The 19,350-nt window shown below is 58.5% G+C and carries 23 protein-coding genes; 15 read left to right on the plus strand and 8 right to left on the minus strand.

What is annotated here, in order from left to right; genetic code table 11:
- Positions 1–2: 2 nt before the first annotated feature.
- Complete coding sequence (locus ACSBQQ_RS03990; RefSeq protein WP_033647706.1) at positions 3–1,403, minus strand: cytochrome ubiquinol oxidase subunit I; 1,401 nt, start codon at positions 1,401–1,403, stop codon at positions 3–5.
- A gap of 144 nt (positions 1,404–1,547) precedes the next feature.
- Between ACSBQQ_RS03990 and ACSBQQ_RS03995 the strand changes: the two genes are divergently transcribed.
- Complete coding sequence (locus ACSBQQ_RS03995; protein ID WP_033647705.1) at positions 1,548–2,966, plus strand: PLP-dependent aminotransferase family protein; 1,419 nt, start codon at positions 1,548–1,550, stop codon at positions 2,964–2,966.
- Between the two features lie 15 nt (positions 2,967–2,981).
- Here the strand turns inward: ACSBQQ_RS03995 and ACSBQQ_RS04000 are convergent, their stop codons facing one another.
- Entirely contained in the window at positions 2,982–3,956 is a 975-nt protein-coding gene (locus ACSBQQ_RS04000) for an alpha/beta hydrolase (RefSeq protein WP_043147591.1), read from the minus strand.
- A gap of 655 nt (positions 3,957–4,611) precedes the next feature.
- On the opposite strand from ACSBQQ_RS04000, the gene ACSBQQ_RS04005 reads away from it, so the two are divergent.
- The 6 genes from ACSBQQ_RS04005 to ompC all read left to right on the plus strand — a co-directional run bounded on the left by ACSBQQ_RS04005 (position 4,612) and on the right by ompC (position 12,422).
- Positions 4,612–5,826: an aspartate aminotransferase family protein gene (locus ACSBQQ_RS04005; RefSeq protein ID WP_033647702.1), complete on the plus strand. Its 1,215-nt coding sequence runs from the start codon at positions 4,612–4,614 to the stop codon at positions 5,824–5,826.
- Positions 5,827–5,878: 52 nt separating this feature from the next.
- Positions 5,879–6,913: an arginine N-succinyltransferase gene (gene astA / locus ACSBQQ_RS04010; protein WP_033647701.1), complete on the plus strand. Its 1,035-nt coding sequence runs from the start codon at positions 5,879–5,881 to the stop codon at positions 6,911–6,913.
- Complete coding sequence (gene astD, locus ACSBQQ_RS04015; protein ID WP_033648131.1) at positions 6,913–8,385, plus strand: succinylglutamate-semialdehyde dehydrogenase; 1,473 nt, start codon at positions 6,913–6,915, stop codon at positions 8,383–8,385. Before astA ends, astD begins: the two co-directional genes overlap by 1 nt.
- Positions 8,386–8,437: 52 nt before the next feature.
- Positions 8,438–9,778, plus strand: coding sequence for an N-succinylarginine dihydrolase (gene astB / locus ACSBQQ_RS04020; protein WP_033647699.1), 1,341 nt, complete (start codon positions 8,438–8,440; stop codon positions 9,776–9,778).
- A gap of 10 nt (positions 9,779–9,788) precedes the next feature.
- Entirely contained in the window at positions 9,789–10,772 is a 984-nt protein-coding gene (astE, locus tag ACSBQQ_RS04025; RefSeq protein ID WP_043147588.1) for a succinylglutamate desuccinylase, read from the plus strand.
- A gap of 567 nt (positions 10,773–11,339) precedes the next feature.
- Positions 11,340–12,422, plus strand: coding sequence for a porin OmpC (gene ompC, locus ACSBQQ_RS04030; RefSeq protein ID WP_033634904.1), 1,083 nt, complete (start codon positions 11,340–11,342; stop codon positions 12,420–12,422).
- Between the two features lie 242 nt (positions 12,423–12,664).
- On the opposite strand, the gene ACSBQQ_RS04035 is transcribed toward ompC, so the two are convergent.
- The gene (locus tag ACSBQQ_RS04035) at positions 12,665–12,889 is read right to left on the minus strand and encodes a biofilm development regulator YmgB/AriR family protein (protein WP_033634903.1); all 225 of its coding nucleotides are present in this window, start codon (positions 12,887–12,889) and stop codon (positions 12,665–12,667) included.
- A 123-nt stretch (positions 12,890–13,012) separates the two neighbouring features.
- Positions 13,013–13,204 (minus strand): YebW family protein, encoded by a 192-nt coding sequence (locus ACSBQQ_RS04040; RefSeq protein ID WP_004934567.1) that lies wholly within the window; start codon positions 13,202–13,204, stop codon positions 13,013–13,015.
- 228 nt (positions 13,205–13,432) lie between these two features.
- Here ACSBQQ_RS04040 and lysM point away from each other — a divergent pair, with 228 nt between their 5' ends.
- The 5 genes from lysM (at position 13,433) to ACSBQQ_RS04065 (ending at position 16,314) form a co-directional block, all read left to right on the plus strand.
- On the plus strand, positions 13,433–13,879 hold the full coding sequence (lysM, locus tag ACSBQQ_RS04045; protein WP_048321675.1) for a peptidoglycan-binding protein LysM: 447 nt from the start codon (positions 13,433–13,435) through the stop codon (positions 13,877–13,879).
- A gap of 278 nt (positions 13,880–14,157) precedes the next feature.
- Positions 14,158–14,298: a hypothetical protein gene (locus ACSBQQ_RS04050; protein ID WP_162846225.1), complete on the plus strand. Its 141-nt coding sequence runs from the start codon at positions 14,158–14,160 to the stop codon at positions 14,296–14,298.
- Positions 14,299–14,321: 23 nt separating this feature from the next.
- Positions 14,322–14,486: a hypothetical protein gene (locus ACSBQQ_RS04055; protein WP_162846224.1), complete on the plus strand. Its 165-nt coding sequence runs from the start codon at positions 14,322–14,324 to the stop codon at positions 14,484–14,486.
- A gap of 105 nt (positions 14,487–14,591) precedes the next feature.
- On the plus strand, positions 14,592–15,533 hold the full coding sequence (locus tag ACSBQQ_RS04060; protein WP_033634901.1) for a pirin family protein: 942 nt from the start codon (positions 14,592–14,594) through the stop codon (positions 15,531–15,533).
- Positions 15,534–15,960: 427 nt separating this feature from the next.
- Positions 15,961–16,314 carry a DUF1304 domain-containing protein gene (locus ACSBQQ_RS04065; RefSeq protein ID WP_033654431.1) on the plus strand — a complete coding sequence of 118 codons (354 nt, stop codon included), beginning with the start codon at positions 15,961–15,963 and terminating at the stop codon, positions 16,312–16,314.
- 21 nt (positions 16,315–16,335) lie between these two features.
- Here ACSBQQ_RS04065 and ACSBQQ_RS04070 read toward each other — a convergent pair whose 3' ends face one another.
- Entirely contained in the window at positions 16,336–16,722 is a 387-nt protein-coding gene (locus tag ACSBQQ_RS04070) for a helix-turn-helix domain-containing protein (RefSeq protein ID WP_004927697.1), read from the minus strand.
- A gap of 447 nt (positions 16,723–17,169) precedes the next feature.
- The gene (locus ACSBQQ_RS04075) at positions 17,170–17,382 is read right to left on the minus strand and encodes a YccJ family protein (RefSeq protein WP_060427946.1); all 213 of its coding nucleotides are present in this window, start codon (positions 17,380–17,382) and stop codon (positions 17,170–17,172) included.
- 184 nt (positions 17,383–17,566) lie between these two features.
- Between ACSBQQ_RS04075 and ACSBQQ_RS04080 the strand changes: the two genes are divergently transcribed.
- The gene (locus tag ACSBQQ_RS04080; protein WP_004927692.1) at positions 17,567–17,806 is read left to right on the plus strand and encodes a DUF2766 family protein; all 240 of its coding nucleotides are present in this window, start codon (positions 17,567–17,569) and stop codon (positions 17,804–17,806) included.
- Between the two features lie 40 nt (positions 17,807–17,846).
- Here ACSBQQ_RS04080 and ACSBQQ_RS04085 read toward each other — a convergent pair whose 3' ends face one another.
- Entirely contained in the window at positions 17,847–18,080 is a 234-nt protein-coding gene (locus ACSBQQ_RS04085; RefSeq protein ID WP_004927690.1) for a YobH family protein, read from the minus strand.
- 161 nt (positions 18,081–18,241) lie between these two features.
- On the opposite strand from ACSBQQ_RS04085, the gene ACSBQQ_RS04090 reads away from it, so the two are divergent.
- On the plus strand, positions 18,242–18,400 hold the full coding sequence (locus ACSBQQ_RS04090; protein WP_004927688.1) for a PhoP/PhoQ regulator MgrB: 159 nt from the start codon (positions 18,242–18,244) through the stop codon (positions 18,398–18,400).
- 81 nt (positions 18,401–18,481) lie between these two features.
- Positions 18,482–18,757 (plus strand): YebO family protein, encoded by a 276-nt coding sequence (locus tag ACSBQQ_RS04095; RefSeq protein WP_033647694.1) that lies wholly within the window; start codon positions 18,482–18,484, stop codon positions 18,755–18,757.
- A 36-nt stretch (positions 18,758–18,793) separates the two neighbouring features.
- Here the strand turns inward: ACSBQQ_RS04095 and fos are convergent, their stop codons facing one another.
- Positions 18,794–19,201 carry a fosfomycin resistance glutathione transferase gene (gene fos, locus ACSBQQ_RS04100; protein ID WP_060425860.1) on the minus strand — a complete coding sequence of 136 codons (408 nt, stop codon included), beginning with the start codon at positions 19,199–19,201 and terminating at the stop codon, positions 18,794–18,796.
- Positions 19,202–19,350 lie beyond the last annotated feature (149 nt).

The raw sequence follows: 19,350 nt of genomic DNA on the forward strand, positions 1-19,350 counted from the left end.
GTTCAGCTCCTGTCGTCCAGAGTGTCGTTGACCGCGGACAGCGGACGCGCCGGCCGGCCCTCGGTATTGTCTTCTTGGTGTTCATGCGGCTGCGGCCCTTTGCGGATCAGGCGCATCATGTAGGAATAGCCCACGCCGAACACCGAGCAGTAGACGATGATGAACGCCAGCAGGCTGATGCTCATGTGCAGATCGCCGTGCGCGGAGACCGCGTCCTTGGTGCGCAGCAGGCCGTACACCACCCACGGCTGGCGGCCGATCTCGGTGGTGAACCAGCCCGCCAGCAGCGCCAGCAGCCCGGAAGGGCCCATCCACAGGATGAAGTACAGGAACGGACGCGACTGATACAGCCCGCCGCGCCAGCGCAGCCACAGGCTCCACACCCCGGCCAGGATCATCAGCATGCCCAGCCCGACCATGATGCGGAACGACCAGAACACCACGGTGGAGTTGGGGCGATCTTCCGGCGGGAAGGATTTGAGCGCCGGCACCTGTTCGGTCAGGCTGTGGGTCAGGATCAGGCTGCCGAGGTACGGTACTTCCAGCTTGAAGCGGGTCTCTTCGCGCTCCATGTCCGGCCAGCCGACCAGGATCAGCGGCGTGGCTTCGCCCGGCGGGTTTTCCCAATGGCCTTCGATGGCGGCGATCTTCGCCGGCTGGTGTTTCAGCGTATTCAGGCCATGCGCATCGCCGATCAGCGCCTGCACCGGCGCGACGATCAGCGCCATCCACATCGCCATCGACAGCATTTTGCGCATCGCCGGGGTATCGCGGCCGCGCAGCAGATGCCAGGCGGCGGAGGCGCCGACGAAGAACGCCGAGGAGAGGAAGGCGGCGGTGGACATGTGCAGCAGGCGGTACGGGAAGGACGGGTTGAAGATCACCTTCAGCCAGTCGACCGGTACCACCTGGCCGTTGATGATTTCATGCCCCTGTGGCGTCTGCATCCAGCTGTTGGAAGCCAGGATCCAGAAGGTGGAGATCAGCGTGCCGAGCGCCACCATGCAGGTGGCGAAGAAGTGCAGGCCGGGGCCGACGCGGTTCCAGCCGAACAGCATTACGCCGAGGAAACCGGCTTCGAGGAAGAAGGCGGTCAGCACTTCATAGGTCAGCAGCGGCCCGGTAATGCTGCCGGCGAACTCGGAGAAGAAGCTCCAGTTGGTGCCGAACTGATAGGCCATCACCAGCCCGGACACCACGCCCATGCCGAAGTTGACGGCGAAAATCTTTGACCAGAAATGGTAAAGCTCACGGTAGGCTTCATTGTGCGTTTTCAACCATAATCCTTCCAGCACCGCCAGATAGCTGGCTAAACCGATGGTGATGGCGGGGAAGATGATATGGAAAGACACGGTGAAGGCGAACTGTATTCTGGCGAGTTCCAGTGCATCAAGACCCAGCATGGCGCCTCCTAGGGTTGAACATAAATTAACCTCTTGAGTATAGCTGTCATTTTTATGTGAAATACTTGGCGTTAAGTTAAGCACGGAGTACAGTGACTATAATAGTGACAGTTATTTTACTTTTTCATATAACAGTTAATGGTTATGACCCGATACGAGCAGCTTGCGCAGCAGATTAGAGAACAGATCCAGAACCGGGTGTGGCGGGCGGGCGACAAGCTGCCTTCGCTGCGCGAGAGCGGCAAACGCGCCGGATTGAGCCTGATGACGGTGGTGCAGTCTTACCAACTGCTGGAGAGCCAGGGGTGGATCGTCGCCCGCCCGCAGTCGGGCTACTACGTGGCGGCGCGCCCGCAGCCGCTGCCCCAGCCTTCGCGCGGCGAGAAGCTGTTGCTGAGCGAGCAGGTGGACATCAACGCCTTTATTTTCGACGTGCTGCAGGCCTGCAAGGATCCGGATATCGTTCCTTTCGGTTCGGCCTTTCCCGACGCCACGCTGTTCGCCCAGCCGAAGCTGGCGCGCGCGCTGAGCAGCGTGGCGCGCAAGTTCACGCCGCACAGTTCGCTGGCCAACCTGCCGCCGGGCAACGACGCGCTGCGGCGGCACATCGCCCAACGCTATGCGCTGAGCGGCATGCAGGTCGCGCCGGACGAAATCGTCATCACCGCCGGGGCGATGGAGTCGCTCAGTCTCAGCCTGCAGGCGGTGACCCAACCGGGCGACTATGTGGCGATCGAATCGCCGGCGTTTTACGGCGCGCTGCAGGCGCTGGAACGGCTGCGGTTAAAGGCGGTGGCGATCGCTACGCATCCGCAGGACGGCATCGATCTGGACGCGCTGCAGCAGGCGGTGGACCAGTATCCGATCAAAGCCTGCTGGCTGATGACCCATTTCCAGAACCCGCAGGGCGCCACCCTGCCGGAGGCCAACAAGCAACGGCTGGTGACGCTGCTGCGCGAACGGCAGATCTCGCTGATAGAAGACGACGTCTACGGCGAACTGTACTTCAGCGCGGAACGGCCGCTGCCGGCCAAGGCGCTCGACAGCGGCGGCCAGATCCTGCACTGCTCGTCGTTTTCCAAATGCCTGGCGCCGGGCTTTCGCGTCGGCTGGGTGGCGGCGGGGCGTTATGCGCAGCAGATCCAGCGTTTGCAGCTGATGAGCACCGTTTCCACCAGCGTGCCGACCCAGATGGCGCTGGCGGATTATCTGCTGCACGGCGGCTACGATACCCATCTGCGGCGGCTGCGGCGCCTGCTGGCCCAGCGCCAAAGCGCGATGCGTCAGGCGATCGCCCACCATTTCCCGCCGACGGTGAAGGTCAGCCAGCCCGACGGCGGCTACTTCCTGTGGCTGGAGCTTGATCCGGCGCTGTCGTCGATGGAGCTATACCGGCGCGCGCTTTCCCGCGGCATCAGCATCGCGCCGGGGCGCATGTTTACCACCGGCGACCATTTCAACCACTGCTTCCGTCTCAACGCCTCTTTTGAATGGAACGACCGCTTTGAAGAGGCGATCAAAACCTTAGCCAAGCTTATCCGGGGGCTGGCGGCGGCAGGCTGAACGGCACACCTGGCGTCAGGACAGATAGTGCTTCAACGCGCGCCCGGCCTGGTGGATCGCCGAATGCACCGCCGGGACGTGGGCGAGCGGATTCAACAGGCCGTAGTCGTGGATCAGCCCGTTATAGCGGGTGGAGGTGACCTCGACGCCGGCGGCATCGAGCAGACGCGCGTAGGCTTCGCCCTCATCGCGCAGCACGTCCAGCTCGGCGGTTTGCACCAGCGCCGGCGGCAACCCCCGCAGCTGGTCCGGCGTGGCGTTGAGCGGCGAGGCGTAGATGTCTTTGCGCTGCGCCTTATCGGGCGCGTAGCTGTCCCAAAACCACTTCATCATGTTGCGGGTCAGGAAATGGCCTTCGGCAAACTGATGATAGGAATCGGTATCAAACTGGGCGCGGGTGACGGGCCACAGCAGGATCTGGCAACGCAGCGCCGGTATGCCTTTCTGTTTGGCCATCAGGCTGACCACCGCCGCCATATTGCCGCCGGCGCTGTTGCCGACCACCGCCAGCCGCGAGCCGTCGACGTTGATCTTCTCGCCGTACTCGGCCACCCATTCGGTGGCGGCGTAAGCCAGGTTGATCGCCTCAGGGTAGCGCACCTCCGGTGAGCGGGGATAATTGACGAACACCGCCGCCGCACCTGAGCTGTGCACCAGATCGCGCACCAGCCGTTCATGGGTGGGAAAATCGCCCAGCACCCAGCCACCGCCGTGGAAGAACATGAATACCGGCAGCGCCTCTTTGACCCTGGCCGGCCGCACCAGCTGCAGCAGAATATCCTGACCTTCTACGTGAATGGTTTTCTCGCTGATCTCGACCTCGCGCAGCGGCACCTCGACGCTGCGTTGCGCGTCCTCCAACACCCTGCGCGCCTCTTTGGGCTTCATCTGTTCCATAGGTTTACCGCCGCCGGCATTCAGCGCGTCGAGAAACGCGCGGATGTCGTGTTGGGCGTGCGGCTGGCTGAGATCGACGGTTTTCTTGGGCATGGGGACTCCTTGTGCGCAGAAGAGAAGGGGCGGTCAGGATCACAGTGTAGTCGCTGGCGCACAAAGCAGGAGCCGCGGCCAGCGTGGCCCTTTTTGGCCGGTGGGGGCTCGCGTCGCTGCCGCGATGCACCATTCTGGCGCACCGCTGCACCCGCTGGGGGCAAAAAGTGTGATAGCGAGCAAATCGGGCGAAATTATTTTTGCGAGCCCGATCAGAAATCCTGAAGTTTTTCGCAATTGAATAGGATTTCGCGCGCAATGATGATTTTAGGCCTTATTTTTTAATTTATGCATTACCAATGCATAGAAAATGAATAATTATGCAATATAAGCCGTTGTTTTAACGTCAAAAATAGCAAAATCCGGTAAAAATCCCGTTTTGGCACGATAGCTGCTCTACACTCTTTATCAAACGACATGTATTTTAACTGCTCGTTAACATTTACTCCCCGCTCAGGGACCGGATATACGCCATAAATAGTGAAAAACCGATTTTATGTAACAGATTTGTTTCTAAATCAGCGGTAAGGGGCAGCATTTTCTCCGCCGTGAAAGTCGGTTTTGAACAACGGTTTTTTTGCAATGTGGCGGCCTAGCCGGGCCTGAGCGGCCCTTACAGTCAAAATTCAGCCTTTGCTGAGATTATGAGGTCACTATGGAACAGCCAATCGCAGTTACCCGCCAGTCTTTCGATGACTGGATGGTCCCGGTTTATGCCCCTGCCGATTTTATTCTGGTGCGGGGAGAAGGCTCGCAGGTGTGGGATCAGCAGGGTAAGTCTTACATCGACTTCGCCGGCGGCATCGCGGTTAACGCGTTGGGGCATGCGCACCCGGCGGTCAAGGCGGCGCTGGTGGAACAGGCGGGCAAACTGTGGCATCTGGGCAATGGCTATACCAACGAACCGGTGCTGCGCCTGGCCAAAAAATTGATCGACGCCACCTTCGCCGACAAGGTGTTCTTCTGCAACTCGGGCGCCGAAGCCAACGAAGCGGCGCTGAAACTGGCGCGCAAGCATGCGCACGACCAGCACGGCGCCGGTAAAGATCAGATTGTGGCGTTCAACAACGCGTTCCACGGCCGCACGCTGTTTACCGTGTCCGCCGGCGGCCAGCCAAAATACTCGCAGGACTTTGCGCCGCTGCCGGGCGGCATCACCCATACGCCGTACAACGATCTGGCCGCGGCGGCCGAGCTTATCAACGATCGCACCTGCGCGGTGATCGTCGAGCCGATCCAGGGCGAGGGCGGCGTGCTGCCGGCGGAAGCCAGTTTCCTGCAGGGGCTGCGTGAGCTGTGCGATCGCCATAATGCGCTGCTGATCTTCGACGAAGTGCAGACCGGCGTCGGCCGCACCGGCCACCTGTATGCCTACATGCAGTACGGCGTGGTGCCGGACGTGCTGACCACTGCCAAAGCGCTGGGCGGCGGTTTCCCTATCGGCGCCATGCTGACCACCGATGCGCTGGCGAAAACACTGGGCGTCGGCACCCACGGCACCACCTACGGCGGCAACCCGCTGGCGACGGCGGTGGCGGGGACGGTGTTCTCCATCATCAACACCCCGGAAGTGCTGGAGGGCGTCAAACAGCGTCACCAGTGGTTTATCGACGGGTTGAACGACATCAACCGTCAGTACCCGATCTTCGCCGACATTCGCGGCGGCGGTTTGCTGATCGGCTGCCAATTGACGAAAGACTATGCCGGCAAAGCGAAGCAGATCACCCAACTGGCCAACGAAGAAGGCGTTATCGCGCTGATCGCCGGCCCGGACGTGGTGCGTTTCACGCCGTCGCTGATCATCCCTGAGCAGGATGTGAAAGAGGGGCTGGCGCGATTCGCGCGCGCCGTGGCGCGCATTTGCAGCTAATCAGCGGGCTGCGCCTTCACCGGCGCAGCCTGATTCAGAAGAGGTTCGCATTATGATGATTATTCGCCCTATAGAGCGTCGCGATCTGGCGGATTTATTGACGCTGGCCGGTAAATCCGGCATCGGTCTCACTTCACTGCCGCAAAATGAGGATACCCTGTCGGCACGCATTGAGCGGGCGTTAAAAACCTGGCAAGGCGAACTTCCGCAAAGTGACCAGTGTTATCTGTTCGTGTTGGAAGACAGCGAGCGCCGTCAGGTGGTCGGGGTCTGCGCGATCGAAGTGGCCGTCGGCCTGGCGGAACCCTGGTACAGCTTCCGCGTCGGCACGCAGGTGCACGCTTCCAAACAGCTGAACGTCTATAAATCGGTGCCGACGCTGTTCCTCAGCAACGATCATACCGGCCATTCGGAGCTGTGCACGCTGTTCCTCGATCCGGATTATCGTCACGGCGAGAACGGCAAGCTGCTGTCGAAGGTGCGTTTCCTGTTTATTGCCGCGTTCCGCGAACGTTTCTCCCGGCGCCTGATCGCCGAGATGCGCGGTTTCTCCGATGAAAATGGCCGATCGCCGTTCTGGGAGAGCGTCGGGCGCCATTTCTTCTCCATCGAGTTCGCCAAGGCGGACTATCTGAGCGGCACCGGGCAAAAGGCGTTTATCGCCGAACTGATGCCGAAACACCCGTTGTATGTCGATTTCCTGGCCGAAGACGCGCAGAAAGTGATCGGCGAAGTGCATCCGCAAACCCTGCCGGCGCGCCGATTGCTGGAGGCGGAAGGCCTGAGCTATCAGGGATACGTCGATATCTTCGACGGCGGCCCGACGCTGGAAGCCGAGATCGACCACATCCGCGCGGTGAAGCAGAGCCGCCTGGTGAAAGTGGTGCTGGATGACACGCCGATGCGCGCCGATGCGCCGGTGCATCTGGTGGCCAACGACAACTATCAGCACTACCGCGCACTGTTGGTCAATGCCGATCTGTATGACGACCGCCTGCATATCAACGCCGCCACCGCCGCGGCGCTGGGCGTCGAACAGGGCAGCCCGGTGCGGGTGCTCCCCCTTATTGCACAGGAGAAAGCATGATGTCTCATCCTGCACTGTTGATTAACGGCGTCTGGCGGCAGGGCCGCGGTGCCGAGTTCGGCAAGGCCGATCCGGTCGGCAACCAGCCGCTGTGGCGCGCCAACGCCGCCGATACCGACGACGTCGCCGCCGCCTGCGAAGCCGCGCGCGCCGCGTTCCCGGCCTGGGCGCGTACGCCGTTCGAGCAGCGCGAACAGCTGGTAAAACGCTTCGCCGCCTTGCTGGAAGAACACAAGCAGTCGCTGGCGGAAACCATCAGCCGCGAGACCGGCAAACCGCGCTGGGAAACGCTGACCGAAATTCAGGCGATGATCGGCAAGGTGGGCATTTCGCTGCAGGCCTATCAGACGCGTACCGGCTTTAGCCAGACGGCGATGGCCGACGGCGCTTCGGTGCTGCGCCATCGTCCGCACGGCGTGCTGGCGGTGTTCGGGCCTTATAACTTCCCCGGCCATCTGCCGAACGGCCATATCGTGCCGGCGCTGTTGGCCGGCAACTGCGTGGTATTCAAACCGAGCGAGCTGACGCCGCTGACCGCCGAGGAGACCCTGAAGCTGTGGCTGCAGGCCGGCCTGCCGGACGGGGTGATCAACCTGGTGCAAGGCGGCCGCGAGACCGGCGAAGCGCTGGCGGCCAGTGCGGATATCGACGGCCTGCTGTTCACCGGCAGCGCCGGCACCGGCTATCACCTGCATCGCCAATTGGCGGGGCAGCCGGAGAAGATCCTGGCGTTGGAGATGGGCGGCAACAACGCGCTGATCGTCGACGGTTTTGACGATCGCGATGCGGCGGTCAACCTGGCTATCCAATCGGCGTTTATCTCCGCCGGCCAACGCTGCACCTGTTCACGCCGTATTCTGGTGAAGCAGGGGGCGGAAGGCGACGCCTTTATCGAACGTTTGGTCCAGGTGGCGGGCGAACTGCGCGTCGGCCGCTGGGATGCCGAACCGCAGCCGTTCATGGGCGGGGTGGTGTCGGCAGCCGCGGCGGAAAACATGCTGAACGCGCAGCAGCGCTTGCTGGCGCTGGGCGGCAAATCGCTGCTGAGCATGCGCCTGCTGGAACCGGGCAGTTCGCTGCTCAGCCCGGGCATCGTCGATCTGACCGGCGTGGCCGGCGTACCGGACGAAGAGTATTTCGGCCCCTTGACCACCATCGTGCGTTACCGCGATTTCGACGAAGCGCTACAGCTCGCCAACCGGACGCGCTACGGCCTGTCGGTGGGGCTGGTATCGCCGCAGCGCGCGCTGTTCGAGCGCTTGCTGCTGGAAGCGCGCGCCGGCATCGTCAACTGGAACAAGCCGCTGACCGGGGCGTCCAGCGCGGCGCCATTCGGTGGCGTGGGGGCCTCCGGCAACCATCGCCCAAGCGCCTTCTATGCGGCGGACTATTGCGCCTGGCCGATGGCTTCGCTGGAAAGCGAAAGCCTGTCGCTGCCGGCGACGCTCTCGCCGGGCTTGTTGTTCCGTTAATCGTCTGCGGCGGCGCGATGGCGCCGCCGCAGGCCATCCCCAGGGGATAGCCATGTCAGGATATGAAGTCAATTTCGACGGTTTGGTGGGGCCGACGCACCACTATGCCGGGCTGTCGTTCGGCAATGAGGCCTCGACGCAGCACCAAAACAGCGTATCTAACCCGAAGCTGGCGGCGAAACAAGGTTTGCTGAAAATGAAGGCGCTGGCCGATCTCGGTTTCCAGCAAGGGGTATTGCCGCCGCAGGAGCGGCCGCACTTGCCGATGCTGCGGCGCCTGGGGTTCAGCGGCAGCGATGAGGCGGTGCTGGCGCAGGCGATGCGTCAGTCGCCGCGCCTGCTGTCGGCGCTCAGCTCGGCGTCGTGCATGTGGACCGCCAATGCGGCTACGGTGTCGCCTTCGGCGGACAGCGCCGACGGCAAGGTGCATTTCACCGCCGCCAACCTGAACAACAAATTCCACCGCGCCATCGAAGCGGAAACCACCACCGCCGTATTGCGGGCGATGTTCAGCGACGATCGGCATTTCGCCCACCATGAGGCGCTGCCGCAGGTGGCGTTGTTCGGCGACGAAGGGGCCGCCAACCACAACCGTTTGGGCGGCGACTACGCCAAGCGCAGCGTGCAGGTGTTCGTCTACGGTCGGCAGGAGTTCGGCGGCGAAACGGCGCCGGCGCGTTATCCGGCGCGCCAGACGCGCGAAGCCGGTGAGGCGATCGCTCGCCTACATCAGTTGGACGAGCAGCATACGGTCTTCGTGCAGCAAAACCCGGCGGTGATCGATCAGGGCGTGTTCCATAACGACGTGATTGCGGTCAGCAACCAAAACGTACTTTTCCACCACCAGCAGGCGTTTCACCGCCAGCAGCAGGCGCTGGATGAAGTGCGCCGCAAGATGGCGACGCTGGACAGCGAGCTGGTGGCGATCGAGGTGCCGACCGAGCGCGTTTCGGTGGCGGACGCGGTGGCGACCTACCTGTTCAATAGCCAAATTCTTACCAAACCGAACGGCAGGATGATGATCGTGGTGCCGGAAGAGTCGCGTCAGCACGCCGGCGTGTGGCGTTATCTGAACGACATGATCGGCAGCGGCGGCCCGATCGATGAAATCCGCGTGTTCGACCTGCGCGAAAGCATGCGCAACGGCGGCGGCCCGGCCTGCCTGCGGTTGCGGGTGGCGCTCAACGAACAAGAGTTGAGAGCGGTCAATCCGCGCGTGATGATGAACGAGCGGTTGTTTGCGACGCTGAACGAATGGGTGGATCGTCATTACCGCGATCGCCTGACGCAGGATGACCTGGCCGATCCGCTGCTGCTGCGCGAAGGGCGCGAGGCGCTGGATGCGCTGACGTCGATCCTCGGCCTCGGCTCCATCTATCCATTCCAACGCTAAGGGAGGCGGCATGATCGATCTACTGCCCCTGACGCTGGAAGGGAACGAACCCGTCGAATGGCAGGGTGAAACACCGCAGCTGCGCTGGCGCTGGCAGGGGGAAGGGGTGCTGGAGCTCACGCCGCGGCAGCCTCACCGCCAGGCGATGGTGATGTCGGCGGGCGTGCACGGCAACGAAACCGCGCCGATTGAACTGCTCAATCAGCTGGTCGGCGATCTGCTGGCTGGCCGGTTGCCGCTGAAGGTGCGGCTGTTGGTGGTGCTGGGTAACCCGGCGGCGATGCGGGCCGGCAAGCGTTATCTGCACAGCGATATGAACCGCATGTTCGGCGGCCGCTACCGCAACTTCGCCGCCAGCGGCGAAACCGTGCGCGCGCAGCAGTTGGAGCGTGCGCTCGCCGCCTTTTTCGATGGCGAGCAGGCGGCGCGTTTCCACTACGATTTGCACACCGCCATCCGTGAATCGCGTTTGCCGCGCTTCGGCATTCTGCCCTTCCAGAAACGCCCGTACAGCGAGCCGATGTTGCAGCTGCTGGATGCCGCCGATCTGGATGCGCTGGTGGTGCACAGCGCGCCGGGCGGTACCTTTAGCCACTACTCCAGCGAACATCTCAATGCGGCGAGCTGTACGCTCGAGTTGGGCAAGGCGCGGCCGTTCGGCAGTAACGATCTGCAGCAATTCGCCGCCATCGATCGCGCGCTGCGGGCGGCGGTCAGCGAAGGGCCGCCGCCGGTGCGTGCGGGCGCCGAGATTCGGGTTTTCCGTGTGATGCACTCGTTGATCAAGCACAGCGAAGATTTCAAGCTGCACCTGGACGATGACACGGCCAACTTCACCGAGCTGAAACCGGGGATGTTGCTGTGCGAGCAGCCGCAGGAGGAGTATCGCGTGGGCCAGGAGGGGGCGTGGATACTGTTCCCTAACCCCGGTGTGGCGTTGGGCCTGCGTGCCGGTATGTTGTTGAGCGAAGTTTCCCGTTCTACGCTGTATTGATTTATCCACGGCGGCGCCCTCAGCGCGCCGCCGTTATTCCCTTCATTATTTTAGTCTGCTATTTCTCGCTATTTTAATTGCCGTAAGGCGAATTTTATTCGTTCTGAAGAGATTCCCTTATGTGAATGAATAAAAGGCGGTGTCAGATGATTAGCTGAAAGTCTTAATTGCCTGGTGAATATGTTAAGACAAAAATGTGAAATAAGTAACGTTTTTAATAACCATGCTAATTTTATTGTTACTTTTGAATCGTGCAGAAAGCACGCAAAACGAAACCTAAATGCACCATATTGGTGCGTTGCACCATTTTGGTTATAACTTATGTGGCAAAATATTCATATATTCAATTGGTTGCGTGATGCTTGCTTTGTAATGTTTGGTTACAAATAAACATGCTTTCTCCTCGTTGTTTCATGAACTTTTTGATTTTAAGTTTTGATTCATGATGCTAATGTCACATCACCCCCGTATTAGGGGTGCTCATAAAATACCAAAAGATAAAATCACAGCCCAAATTATAAATGGGCGTGACGGGCAGGGTTCTAATTATAATATCTAGGAAAATAAATGATGAAACGCAGTGTATTAGCCTTAGCTGTCGCCCTCGGGGCGATCACCTCCTTCGCCAACGCGGCTGAAATCTACAATAAGGATGGCAATAAACTCGACCTGTACGGCCGTGTTAACGCCAAGCATTATTTCAGCGACAGTAAATCCAACGACGGTGATATGACCTATGTTCGCCTGGGCTTCAAAGGCGAAACGCAAATCAATGATCAGTTGACCGGGTACGGCCAGTGGGAATACAACGTCCAGGCCAATCATGACGAAGCGCAGGGCACTACCGGCACCAAAACGCGTCTGGGCTTCGCGGGGCTGAAATTCGGCAACTACGGTTCTTTCGACTACGGCCGCAACTATGGTGTGGTCTATGACGCCGAGGCTTACACCGACATGCTGCCGGAGTTCGGCGGCGACTCCTACAGCTATACCGATAACTTTATGACCGCCCGTTCCAACGGTTTGGCCACCTACCGCAACCGTGATTTCTTCGGTTTGGTGGACGGCCTGAATCTGGCGGTGCAGTACCAGGGTAAAAACGATGGCGACGGCCGCAGCGTGACCAAGCAAAACGGCGACGGTTACGGCCTGTCTCTGGACTATCAGGACATCGGCGGTTCCGGCATCGGCGTAGCGGCGGCGTTCTCCGACTCCAACCGCACCAGCGCTCAAAAAGCGCTGCAGTACGGTAAAGGCGACAGCGCCACCGCATGGACCACTGCGGTGAAATACGATGCCAACCAGGTTTACCTGGCTGCGATGTATGCCGAAACCCGCAACATGACGCCGATCAGCGTCAACGGCACTTCCGGTTTCGCCAATAAAACGCAAAACTTCGAAGTTGTGGCCCAGTATCAATTCGAGAACGGTCTGCGTCCTTCCGTGGCTTACGTGCAGTCCAAAGGCAAGGATATCGAAGGGATCGGTGATGCCGACCTGGTGAAGTACGTGGAAGTGGGGGCGACTTACTACTTCAACAAAAATATGTACACCTACGTTGATTACCAAATCAACCAGCTGAGCGACGATAACAAACTGAAACTGGCCAACGATGATATTGTTGCCGTCAGCCTGACGTATCGCTTCTAATCTGCAATTCCCTTACCTTCATCCTGTGTCGGGATTGGTAATCAGGCGGGGCGCAAGCCCCGCCTTAGCTCGTTGACAAAGGCGGAAAAAGCGTGGTTTTTCCTTCTTTGTGGTGAGCAACCGAAAATCAATGAATTGATTTCCCTTATTTTAAATGCTGTTTTCGGTAAACCTGGCAATGTCACCAGGCTTGTCATTAACCTCAGGCGGGGCGCAAGCCCGGCCTTCGTTTTATCGGGATCTCAGCCTTTGGGCGCCAGCCCGACCAGCTCAATGGCGGAACGCAGCGCGGCGAAACGTTGCTGATCCTGCTCACGCTCTATTTCGTTCACCAGCTGTGAAAGAATGTTGCCGCCGGAGACCTTTTTATGGTTTTGGATTAACTGCAACACTGCGTCGCCTAACGCCAGGCTGACGTCGTGCAGCAGAGTTTCATATTGCTCGTTGGAGTGAGCCGATGCTGGCATGACCTTTCTCTGTCTCTTTCTTCTTCGGGAGCCGCAATTTAGCAAAACAGCGGCCTTATGCCTCGGAGGAAGACGCAGTTTCCGATGAAATCAGAAATTCCTCAGCGTCGCGCGGGGAGGGCGTTAAAAATCCGAATATTCGCTGGCTGGCAACCAGAAGCCGTCGATAAACTCTTCCATGGGATAACAGCCGGCGTGTCGCAAGTTCTGTTCCTTCATCGCGACCAGGCATTGCGGCTCGTCGCGCAATATGTCGACCACCATTTCACTGCAGCCACCATCCAGATAACAGACAAACATCACCAATGCGTACATCGTTGCACGCCTCCTTCGTCGAGTTGCTCTGTCTGCAACAGTGTAGGTAAAAAAGCGCGATTTTTCAGCATCATTGCGCGATTAATCGCCACCGAAACGCCGTTGACGACACTTTCGGAATACTCTAACCGTTTCTGACGCCGTGAGCGGATGGCATATCCTTTTGTCGATGCTAAGCTTAACTAGCCTTACTTAAACGCATTAGTGAAACCATCAAAAGGAGTGAATATGGGCTTGTTTAACTTCGTCAAAGAAGCGGGTGAAAAACTGTGGGACACAGTCACCGGTAATGCCTCCGCCGAAGATCAAGGCGCCAAACTCAAGGAGCATCTCAATAAGAGCGGCTTGCCGGACACCGACAAAGTCAATGTGCAGGTGATCGATGGTAAAGCCGTAGTGACCGGCGACGCCGTCAGCCAGGAGTTAAAAGAGAAGATCCTGGTGGCTGTCGGCAACGTGGCGGGCATCAGCGGCGTGGAGGATAAGGTGGCGGTGACGCAACCCGACGCCGAGAGCCGCTTCTATACCGTGAAGAAGGGCGATACGCTGAGCGCCATCTCTAAAGAGATGTACGGCAACGCCAATCAGTACAACAAGATTTTCGAAGCCAACAAGCCGATGCTGTCGAGCCCGGACAAGATTTATCCTGGGCAGGTGTTGCGTATCCCGCAATAACGCGTCGGTCTGCCATAGCCCGGTTGTGTACCGGGCTTTTTTTTGTCCTCTGCAATAGGTGTCTCTTATTTCCCTGCGATCTTGATGCCGGTTACATTTCCCCTGTGTACCCGCTCGCTTGCCGGCAGCCGCGGTGTTGACCCTGATGGGGAAAATTGATAGCGTCATCCCCCGGTTGAGCCGGAACGACCAAGGCGACAACGTTGGCGCCTTATTCTGAGGGGATGTTTTGCCCCATCAAACAGCAATGCAGCAGTTGAACGAGTGAAACCGATTTAGTGAAACAACAGCGTAACGCCTCAACGGATAAAAACTATCGAGAAACCTTGGGTGATGCGCAATTTGCGATCGTCGTGTTGGCGGTGGCGTCCTGCTCACTGATTATCTTTACGCTGGCGGTCACGCTGTGGGTGACCTGACGCGATTAACTAGGGGAGATAAAATGGAGCCTAATCTCCATGATGAGACCAAACTGCTGGCGATTATCGGCCTGTTGGTGTCCGTGCTGCTGGTGGTATCAATTCTCTTTGGCGTGACCTATTTCTCCGATCTCAGGCACGCGCAGGACGATATAGACATCATGAGCTGCTATATCAAAGCGTCCTGAACCGCGCAACTGCGCCTGAGCGTCGCCGCTCTGTGGGGAAGCGGTCCTGTGTTAAGCTTGGGCGGTTACCCTTGGCGAATCTGCGCCATTCAGGAGGTCTTTGCGATGAGTCAGTCACGTCCTACGCTCTCTTCACCTGCACGCGAATGCCCTGTCGTTGACGGCGTGCGCCAGATACAACGTATTGCCGTGCGTAACGCAGAAGTGGGGGGCATCCCGATCAACCGTGCGTTACCAACCCGGGAGCGGCGCACCGTCGGCGCCTGGTGTTTTCTCGATCACGCCGGGCCGACGGTCTTCAACGGCACCTCGCCCGGCATGGATGTGGGGCCGCATCCGCACATCGGGCTGCAAACGTTCACCTGGATGATAGAGGGGGAGGTGCTGCACCGAGACAGCCTCGGCAGTGAGCAGGTGATTCGCCCGGGCCAGGTTAATCTGATGACCGCAGGGCGCGGCATTGCGCATACCGAACAGTCGGTGGGTGAGCAACGGCGATTGCATGCCGCACAATTATGGATCGCGTTGCCGGCCGAACATGCCGACATGGCGCCACGCTTCGATCATTATCCTGACTTGCCGCAATGGCAGAATAACGGCGTGAATCACCGTTTGCTGGTTGGGGAATTTGGCGCTTACCGTTCACCGGTGTTTACGCTTTCGCCATTAATCGCCATTGATCTGGAATGGCAGGAAGCGGCGAGGATCGAATTGCCGCTGCGCGATGATTATGAAATCGGCTTTTTGCCCCTTATTGGTGCGTTTGAACTTAATGGTGAAACTTTTTCACCTGATGAGTTCGCCTATTTGGGCATGAAGAATAACTCTATTGGGTTAAATGCGCAAAAGGGCAGCCGGGGATTATTAATCGGTGGGGCACCATTAAACGAAGAGATCCTTATCTGGTGGAATTTCGTTGGCCATAGCAAGGCTGAAATTACTCGGGCTCAGCATGATTGGGAACAAGGGGCGCCGCGCTTCCCGGCGGTTAGCGGTTATTCTGGTGAGCGCATGACCGCGCCACGCCTGCCCTGGAGCGATGTTTGATAGCGTTAGGATATAATCGCCGCGATTATTCGGCTTATTTCGCTCTAATAAGGCGCAATTAATGTGATCGCGGCTCCAGCTTTACGACAATATAAGGTTTATCGGCGGAAAAGTGATCTGGCGCATATAATGACAGCGAGAAGAAGTTTAGGATAATCCTCAGGAAGTAAGGTTGTCTCCCGTTAGTCAGATGTCAGTGAGGTCATTATGAGCCAGGTACTCTATCGTGCAAGACTGTCCCATGTCGTGGTTGCCACGGCGCTGTTTTGGGCCTCTGTCGCGGCATTGTTGGTCGCCGTATTAAACTAACCTCAGAAAATGACTCCTGCATAAACCCGCCTCGGCGGGTTTTTTTATCTCCGCCGGTGGGAAGATGAGAGGCGGAGTTTATAATTGATGACATCTTCAATAAACGACCGGGATCCTCATGAAGCTCTTTGCCGATATTTTGCTGCTGCTCATCGCAGCGCTCCATCTTTATATCCTGGTGCTGGAAATGTTCCTGTGGCGTACGCCACTCGGCAGGCGCGCATTCGGCACGACGGCGGAGTTCGCCGCCGCCACCCGGGTGCTGGCCGCCAATCAGGGGTTGTACAACGGCTTTCTGGCGGTGGGGTTGGCATGGAGCTACTGGCGTGGGGATATGGCGCTGCAACTGTTCTTTCTCGGGTGCGTGTTGGCGGCCGGCGTGTTCGGCGGGCTGACCGCCAGCCGCAAAATTCTGTGGGTGCAGGCGCTGCCGGCCGCGATCGCGATACTGGCGGCATGGGCGGCGCGTTAACCCGCCGGTTTGCGGCGGGCTTCAGGCGGATTTTTGGTGAATGACGTGCAGCGGCGGATCGATATGCAGATCGACGCTCAAATCCTGGCGGAAATCATAGGGCGTGATATTAAAACGCTTTCTGAACATGTACGTGAAGTGAGACTGTGAACCGAAGCCAAAGTCCAGGGCAATATCGAAGATCGACGCTTCACTGCTGCGCAGTTGGTAGACCGCGCCGGCCAGACGGCGTTCGCGAATGTATTTGCCGAGCGAAATCCCCGTCGCTTCTTTGAACAGCTTCTGCATGTGCCACAGCGAGTAGCCGGAGTACTCGGCCAGCTCTTCGAGATGGATCACTCGTCCGAGGTGAGTTTCGACCCATTTGCTGAGGGCGCAGACCAATGAGAGGTGGTGTTCTTGTATCATCAGTGCGTCAGTGTGAGACCTACATAGCGGTGAAGTATACACAACTTGCCGCCGTGGACAAAAACGCCGCCGGTGTCGGGTGGCAATTATTCGGAAAAACCGCGTAACCGCCGCTTGTCAGCCGAAAGGAAAAACGGCTAATCTGAGACGGTCACCGCCTCGGTGGGGGACGCAAAGAAGGCCGCAGCAAGTAACCGCCAAAACAGAGTCAGCCGTAACAACTCAACGTTGATGGGGTGATCGCATGTTAATGACAGTGATTATTACTCTGGTTGTAATCGTGGGCGTCGGCGCTTTTATGGCGATGCCGGTGATGAGCATGAAAAACGCGGAAGGTGTGGGAGGTGAAGAACCGTGAGAGCAAGAGATATTGCACGCCGCTGAGCGGGGCGAACGCCAATCGGGAAAGCCTGGGTCAGAAACCCGGGCTTTTTGTTGCGCAGGCGCTCAAACGTTTTTCCGCTCGACGGTTTCCTCTCCCCAATAAAGCTGGTCGGAGGTGGTTTTGGCAAAGGCTTTCTCCAGCGCTTCGTCGCTGCCTTCTTCCCAGATTTTCTGCGCCAACACTTCGTCGTTCCCTGCCAGTTCAAAAATGGCTTCGGCGATCTCCACCGAAGTTTCACGCACTGTCGCCCAGGATTTCACATTGTGATTCGCCATAACTTTCTCCTGTTGGTTGTGGCTTGGGGGTGGTTTTTGCCACCGTCATGCTGCAAGTATAGGCTAATCCGCCGCGGGCTTTTGCCCGGCGGTGCGCAGAAGGGGGAAAAAGACGGGGAGAGCGGGCAATGGCGCGGACGCCATGCTATTCTGTGCGGCGTTTGAATCAAGAAGGAAAGTTATTATGTCTGACATGCTGAGCAACGAGCAGGAATTGGCTTCCGATCTGGTCGCTTGCCAACTGGTCATCAAACAGATTCTGGACGTTATCGACGTGATTGCGCCGACCGAAGTGCGCGACAAGATGGCGGGTCAGCTCAAAAGCATCGATTTCTCCACGCACCCTGCTGGCGCCGATCCGGTGACCCGCCGAGCGATTGACAAGGCGATTGCGCTGATCGAGATGAAGTTTACCCGCAACTGAGGCGGGGCCGCCGCAGAGCGACGGCGTCGGGCGGTGGCGGTTAATCCACCACCGTTTCGATTTTCTTGAACAGCGGGCAGTCGGCTACGCCGATGAAACCGTTGTCGCCATTCACGTACTGGGCGATCGCCACGTTACGCGCCGTCAGGTATTTGCACTGCAATCCCAACCCGCCAACGTTTTTGTTGCTGCCGATCAGCACGCCGTAACCCGAGATCAAAAAGCCGCCGTAAATGACCGCCAACACCAGTACCCACTTAATCAATTTACTCATCGCATTTCCTCGTTGTCCCTGAGAGAGCATCTAGCCACGGCGCGCATGCGAGGGCAAGGGTAACAGTCTGAAAACCGGGCGATAGCCAGAAATCTAAACGAAAAGTTAAACTTCGTTTAACTTCGCTGTGATAACATGCGCGATAGATTACCCAGATAACAATGAGGCTGCTAAATTTGTTGCGAAAAAAAATCCTCGTGATAATGACGGCCGTCGCTGCCTGCCTGTTTTTCTACCTGCTGGCGCTGGACAGCTATTGCGACGATGGTGGAAATTTTGCGTTGGGCATCTGTTCGGTGACCCGCTTCGTGCCCTGGTAAGCAATTTTCGGCAGGGATGTTCGCACGGCCGCCGCGAGTGTTAAGATGGCGGCCTGAATGTCGCAGTAGATAGGGTTTTTCATGTACGATTTAGGTTTTGGCCAGAACGGCCTGTTGTCGCTGGCCCTCGCCGCCGTGGCGTTGCTGGCCGGGCTGTGGGTTTGGTTCCTGGTGAACCGCGCCAGCGTGCGCGCCAACGAGCAGATTCGCCTGCTGCAAGAGATTGCCGAGCAACAGCGTCAGCAAACGGCGCTGTTGAAGCGTATGGCGCACCGCGCTGGCACTGACGGCGCTGCTGCTGACGACGACGATCTCAGCCCCGCGCTGGATTTCAAAGGTTTTATCCCCGAACGTTGAGCATGATGCTCCGGCTGGCGCTGCCGCCGGGGCGCCTCAGTAAAACACCATGCCCTGATAAGGTTTTTCCCGGCATGCCGCCAGGCGGCTGGCCAAATCGCCGGCATGGATCTCCAATTGATGCCCATCAGGATCGAGAAAATAAAGTGATTCGCCTTCGCTGCGATTGCTTTTCCACTCTTCGACGCCGGCCTGGCGCAACTGCTGGCTGGCCTGTTCAATGTGTTCCGGCGCTACGCTGAAGGCGTAATGGGTGTAATCGCGCTCGTGTTGTTGCGTGCGCCTTTCATCCAGCGACAGGCATAGCCACAATGACCCCAATGAAAGATAGGCGCCGCCTTGCCAGCGGGCGTGCGGGGTAAAACCCAATAGATGACGATAAAAATCGAAGCTGCGATCGAGATCGCTGACGGCAAGCGTCAGATGGTTGAGGCCGGTCAACATGCATGCGTTTCCTGGGCGCAGAACAGAGAGAAAAGTGTACGCAGGCGCTCAGGAAAGATAAAGGGGGCAAAGCATTAGTAGAGATAATGTGAAAACCGGCGGCGCTGTCATAAAACTGTCGTACAGACATCGTAATGTAGCGCGAACCT

It is taken from the genome of Serratia sp. G204Y, from assembly GCF_051172435.1.
GTDB classification, from domain to species: domain Bacteria; phylum Pseudomonadota; class Gammaproteobacteria; order Enterobacterales; family Enterobacteriaceae; genus Serratia; species Serratia sarumanii.

Coding starts and splice junctions, on each gene's coding strand:
- ACSBQQ_RS04060 (WP_033634901.1), top strand. CDS start 14,592: ATGAGTCAGTCACGTCCTACGCTCTCTTCACCTGCACGCGAATGCCCT.
- astD (WP_033648131.1), top strand. CDS start 6,913: ATGTCTCATCCTGCACTGTTGATTAACGGCGTCTGGCGGCAGGGCCGC.
- ACSBQQ_RS04055 (WP_162846224.1), top strand. CDS start 14,322: ATGGAGCCTAATCTCCATGATGAGACCAAACTGCTGGCGATTATCGGC.
- ACSBQQ_RS04065 (WP_033654431.1), top strand. CDS start 15,961: ATGAAGCTCTTTGCCGATATTTTGCTGCTGCTCATCGCAGCGCTCCAT.
- ACSBQQ_RS04075 (WP_060427946.1), bottom strand. CDS start 17,382: ATGGCGAATCACAATGTGAAATCCTGGGCGACAGTGCGTGAAACTTCG.
- ACSBQQ_RS04005 (WP_033647702.1), top strand. CDS start 4,612: ATGGAACAGCCAATCGCAGTTACCCGCCAGTCTTTCGATGACTGGATG.
- ACSBQQ_RS04085 (WP_004927690.1), bottom strand. CDS start 18,080: ATGAGTAAATTGATTAAGTGGGTACTGGTGTTGGCGGTCATTTACGGC.
- fos (WP_060425860.1), bottom strand. CDS start 19,201: ATGTTGACCGGCCTCAACCATCTGACGCTTGCCGTCAGCGATCTCGAT.
- ACSBQQ_RS04035 (WP_033634903.1), bottom strand. CDS start 12,889: ATGCCAGCATCGGCTCACTCCAACGAGCAATATGAAACTCTGCTGCAC.
- ACSBQQ_RS03990 (WP_033647706.1), bottom strand. CDS start 1,403: ATGCTGGGTCTTGATGCACTGGAACTCGCCAGAATACAGTTCGCCTTC.
- lysM (WP_048321675.1), top strand. CDS start 13,433: ATGGGCTTGTTTAACTTCGTCAAAGAAGCGGGTGAAAAACTGTGGGAC.
- ACSBQQ_RS04090 (WP_004927688.1), top strand. CDS start 18,242: ATGAGGCTGCTAAATTTGTTGCGAAAAAAAATCCTCGTGATAATGACG.
- ompC (WP_033634904.1), top strand. CDS start 11,340: ATGATGAAACGCAGTGTATTAGCCTTAGCTGTCGCCCTCGGGGCGATC.
- astE (WP_043147588.1), top strand. CDS start 9,789: ATGATCGATCTACTGCCCCTGACGCTGGAAGGGAACGAACCCGTCGAA.
- ACSBQQ_RS04000 (WP_043147591.1), bottom strand. CDS start 3,956: ATGCCCAAGAAAACCGTCGATCTCAGCCAGCCGCACGCCCAACACGAC.
- astA (WP_033647701.1), top strand. CDS start 5,879: ATGATGATTATTCGCCCTATAGAGCGTCGCGATCTGGCGGATTTATTG.
- astB (WP_033647699.1), top strand. CDS start 8,438: ATGTCAGGATATGAAGTCAATTTCGACGGTTTGGTGGGGCCGACGCAC.
- ACSBQQ_RS04095 (WP_033647694.1), top strand. CDS start 18,482: ATGTACGATTTAGGTTTTGGCCAGAACGGCCTGTTGTCGCTGGCCCTC.
- ACSBQQ_RS04070 (WP_004927697.1), bottom strand. CDS start 16,722: ATGATACAAGAACACCACCTCTCATTGGTCTGCGCCCTCAGCAAATGG.
- ACSBQQ_RS04080 (WP_004927692.1), top strand. CDS start 17,567: ATGTCTGACATGCTGAGCAACGAGCAGGAATTGGCTTCCGATCTGGTC.
- ACSBQQ_RS04040 (WP_004934567.1), bottom strand. CDS start 13,204: ATGTACGCATTGGTGATGTTTGTCTGTTATCTGGATGGTGGCTGCAGT.
- ACSBQQ_RS03995 (WP_033647705.1), top strand. CDS start 1,548: ATGACCCGATACGAGCAGCTTGCGCAGCAGATTAGAGAACAGATCCAG.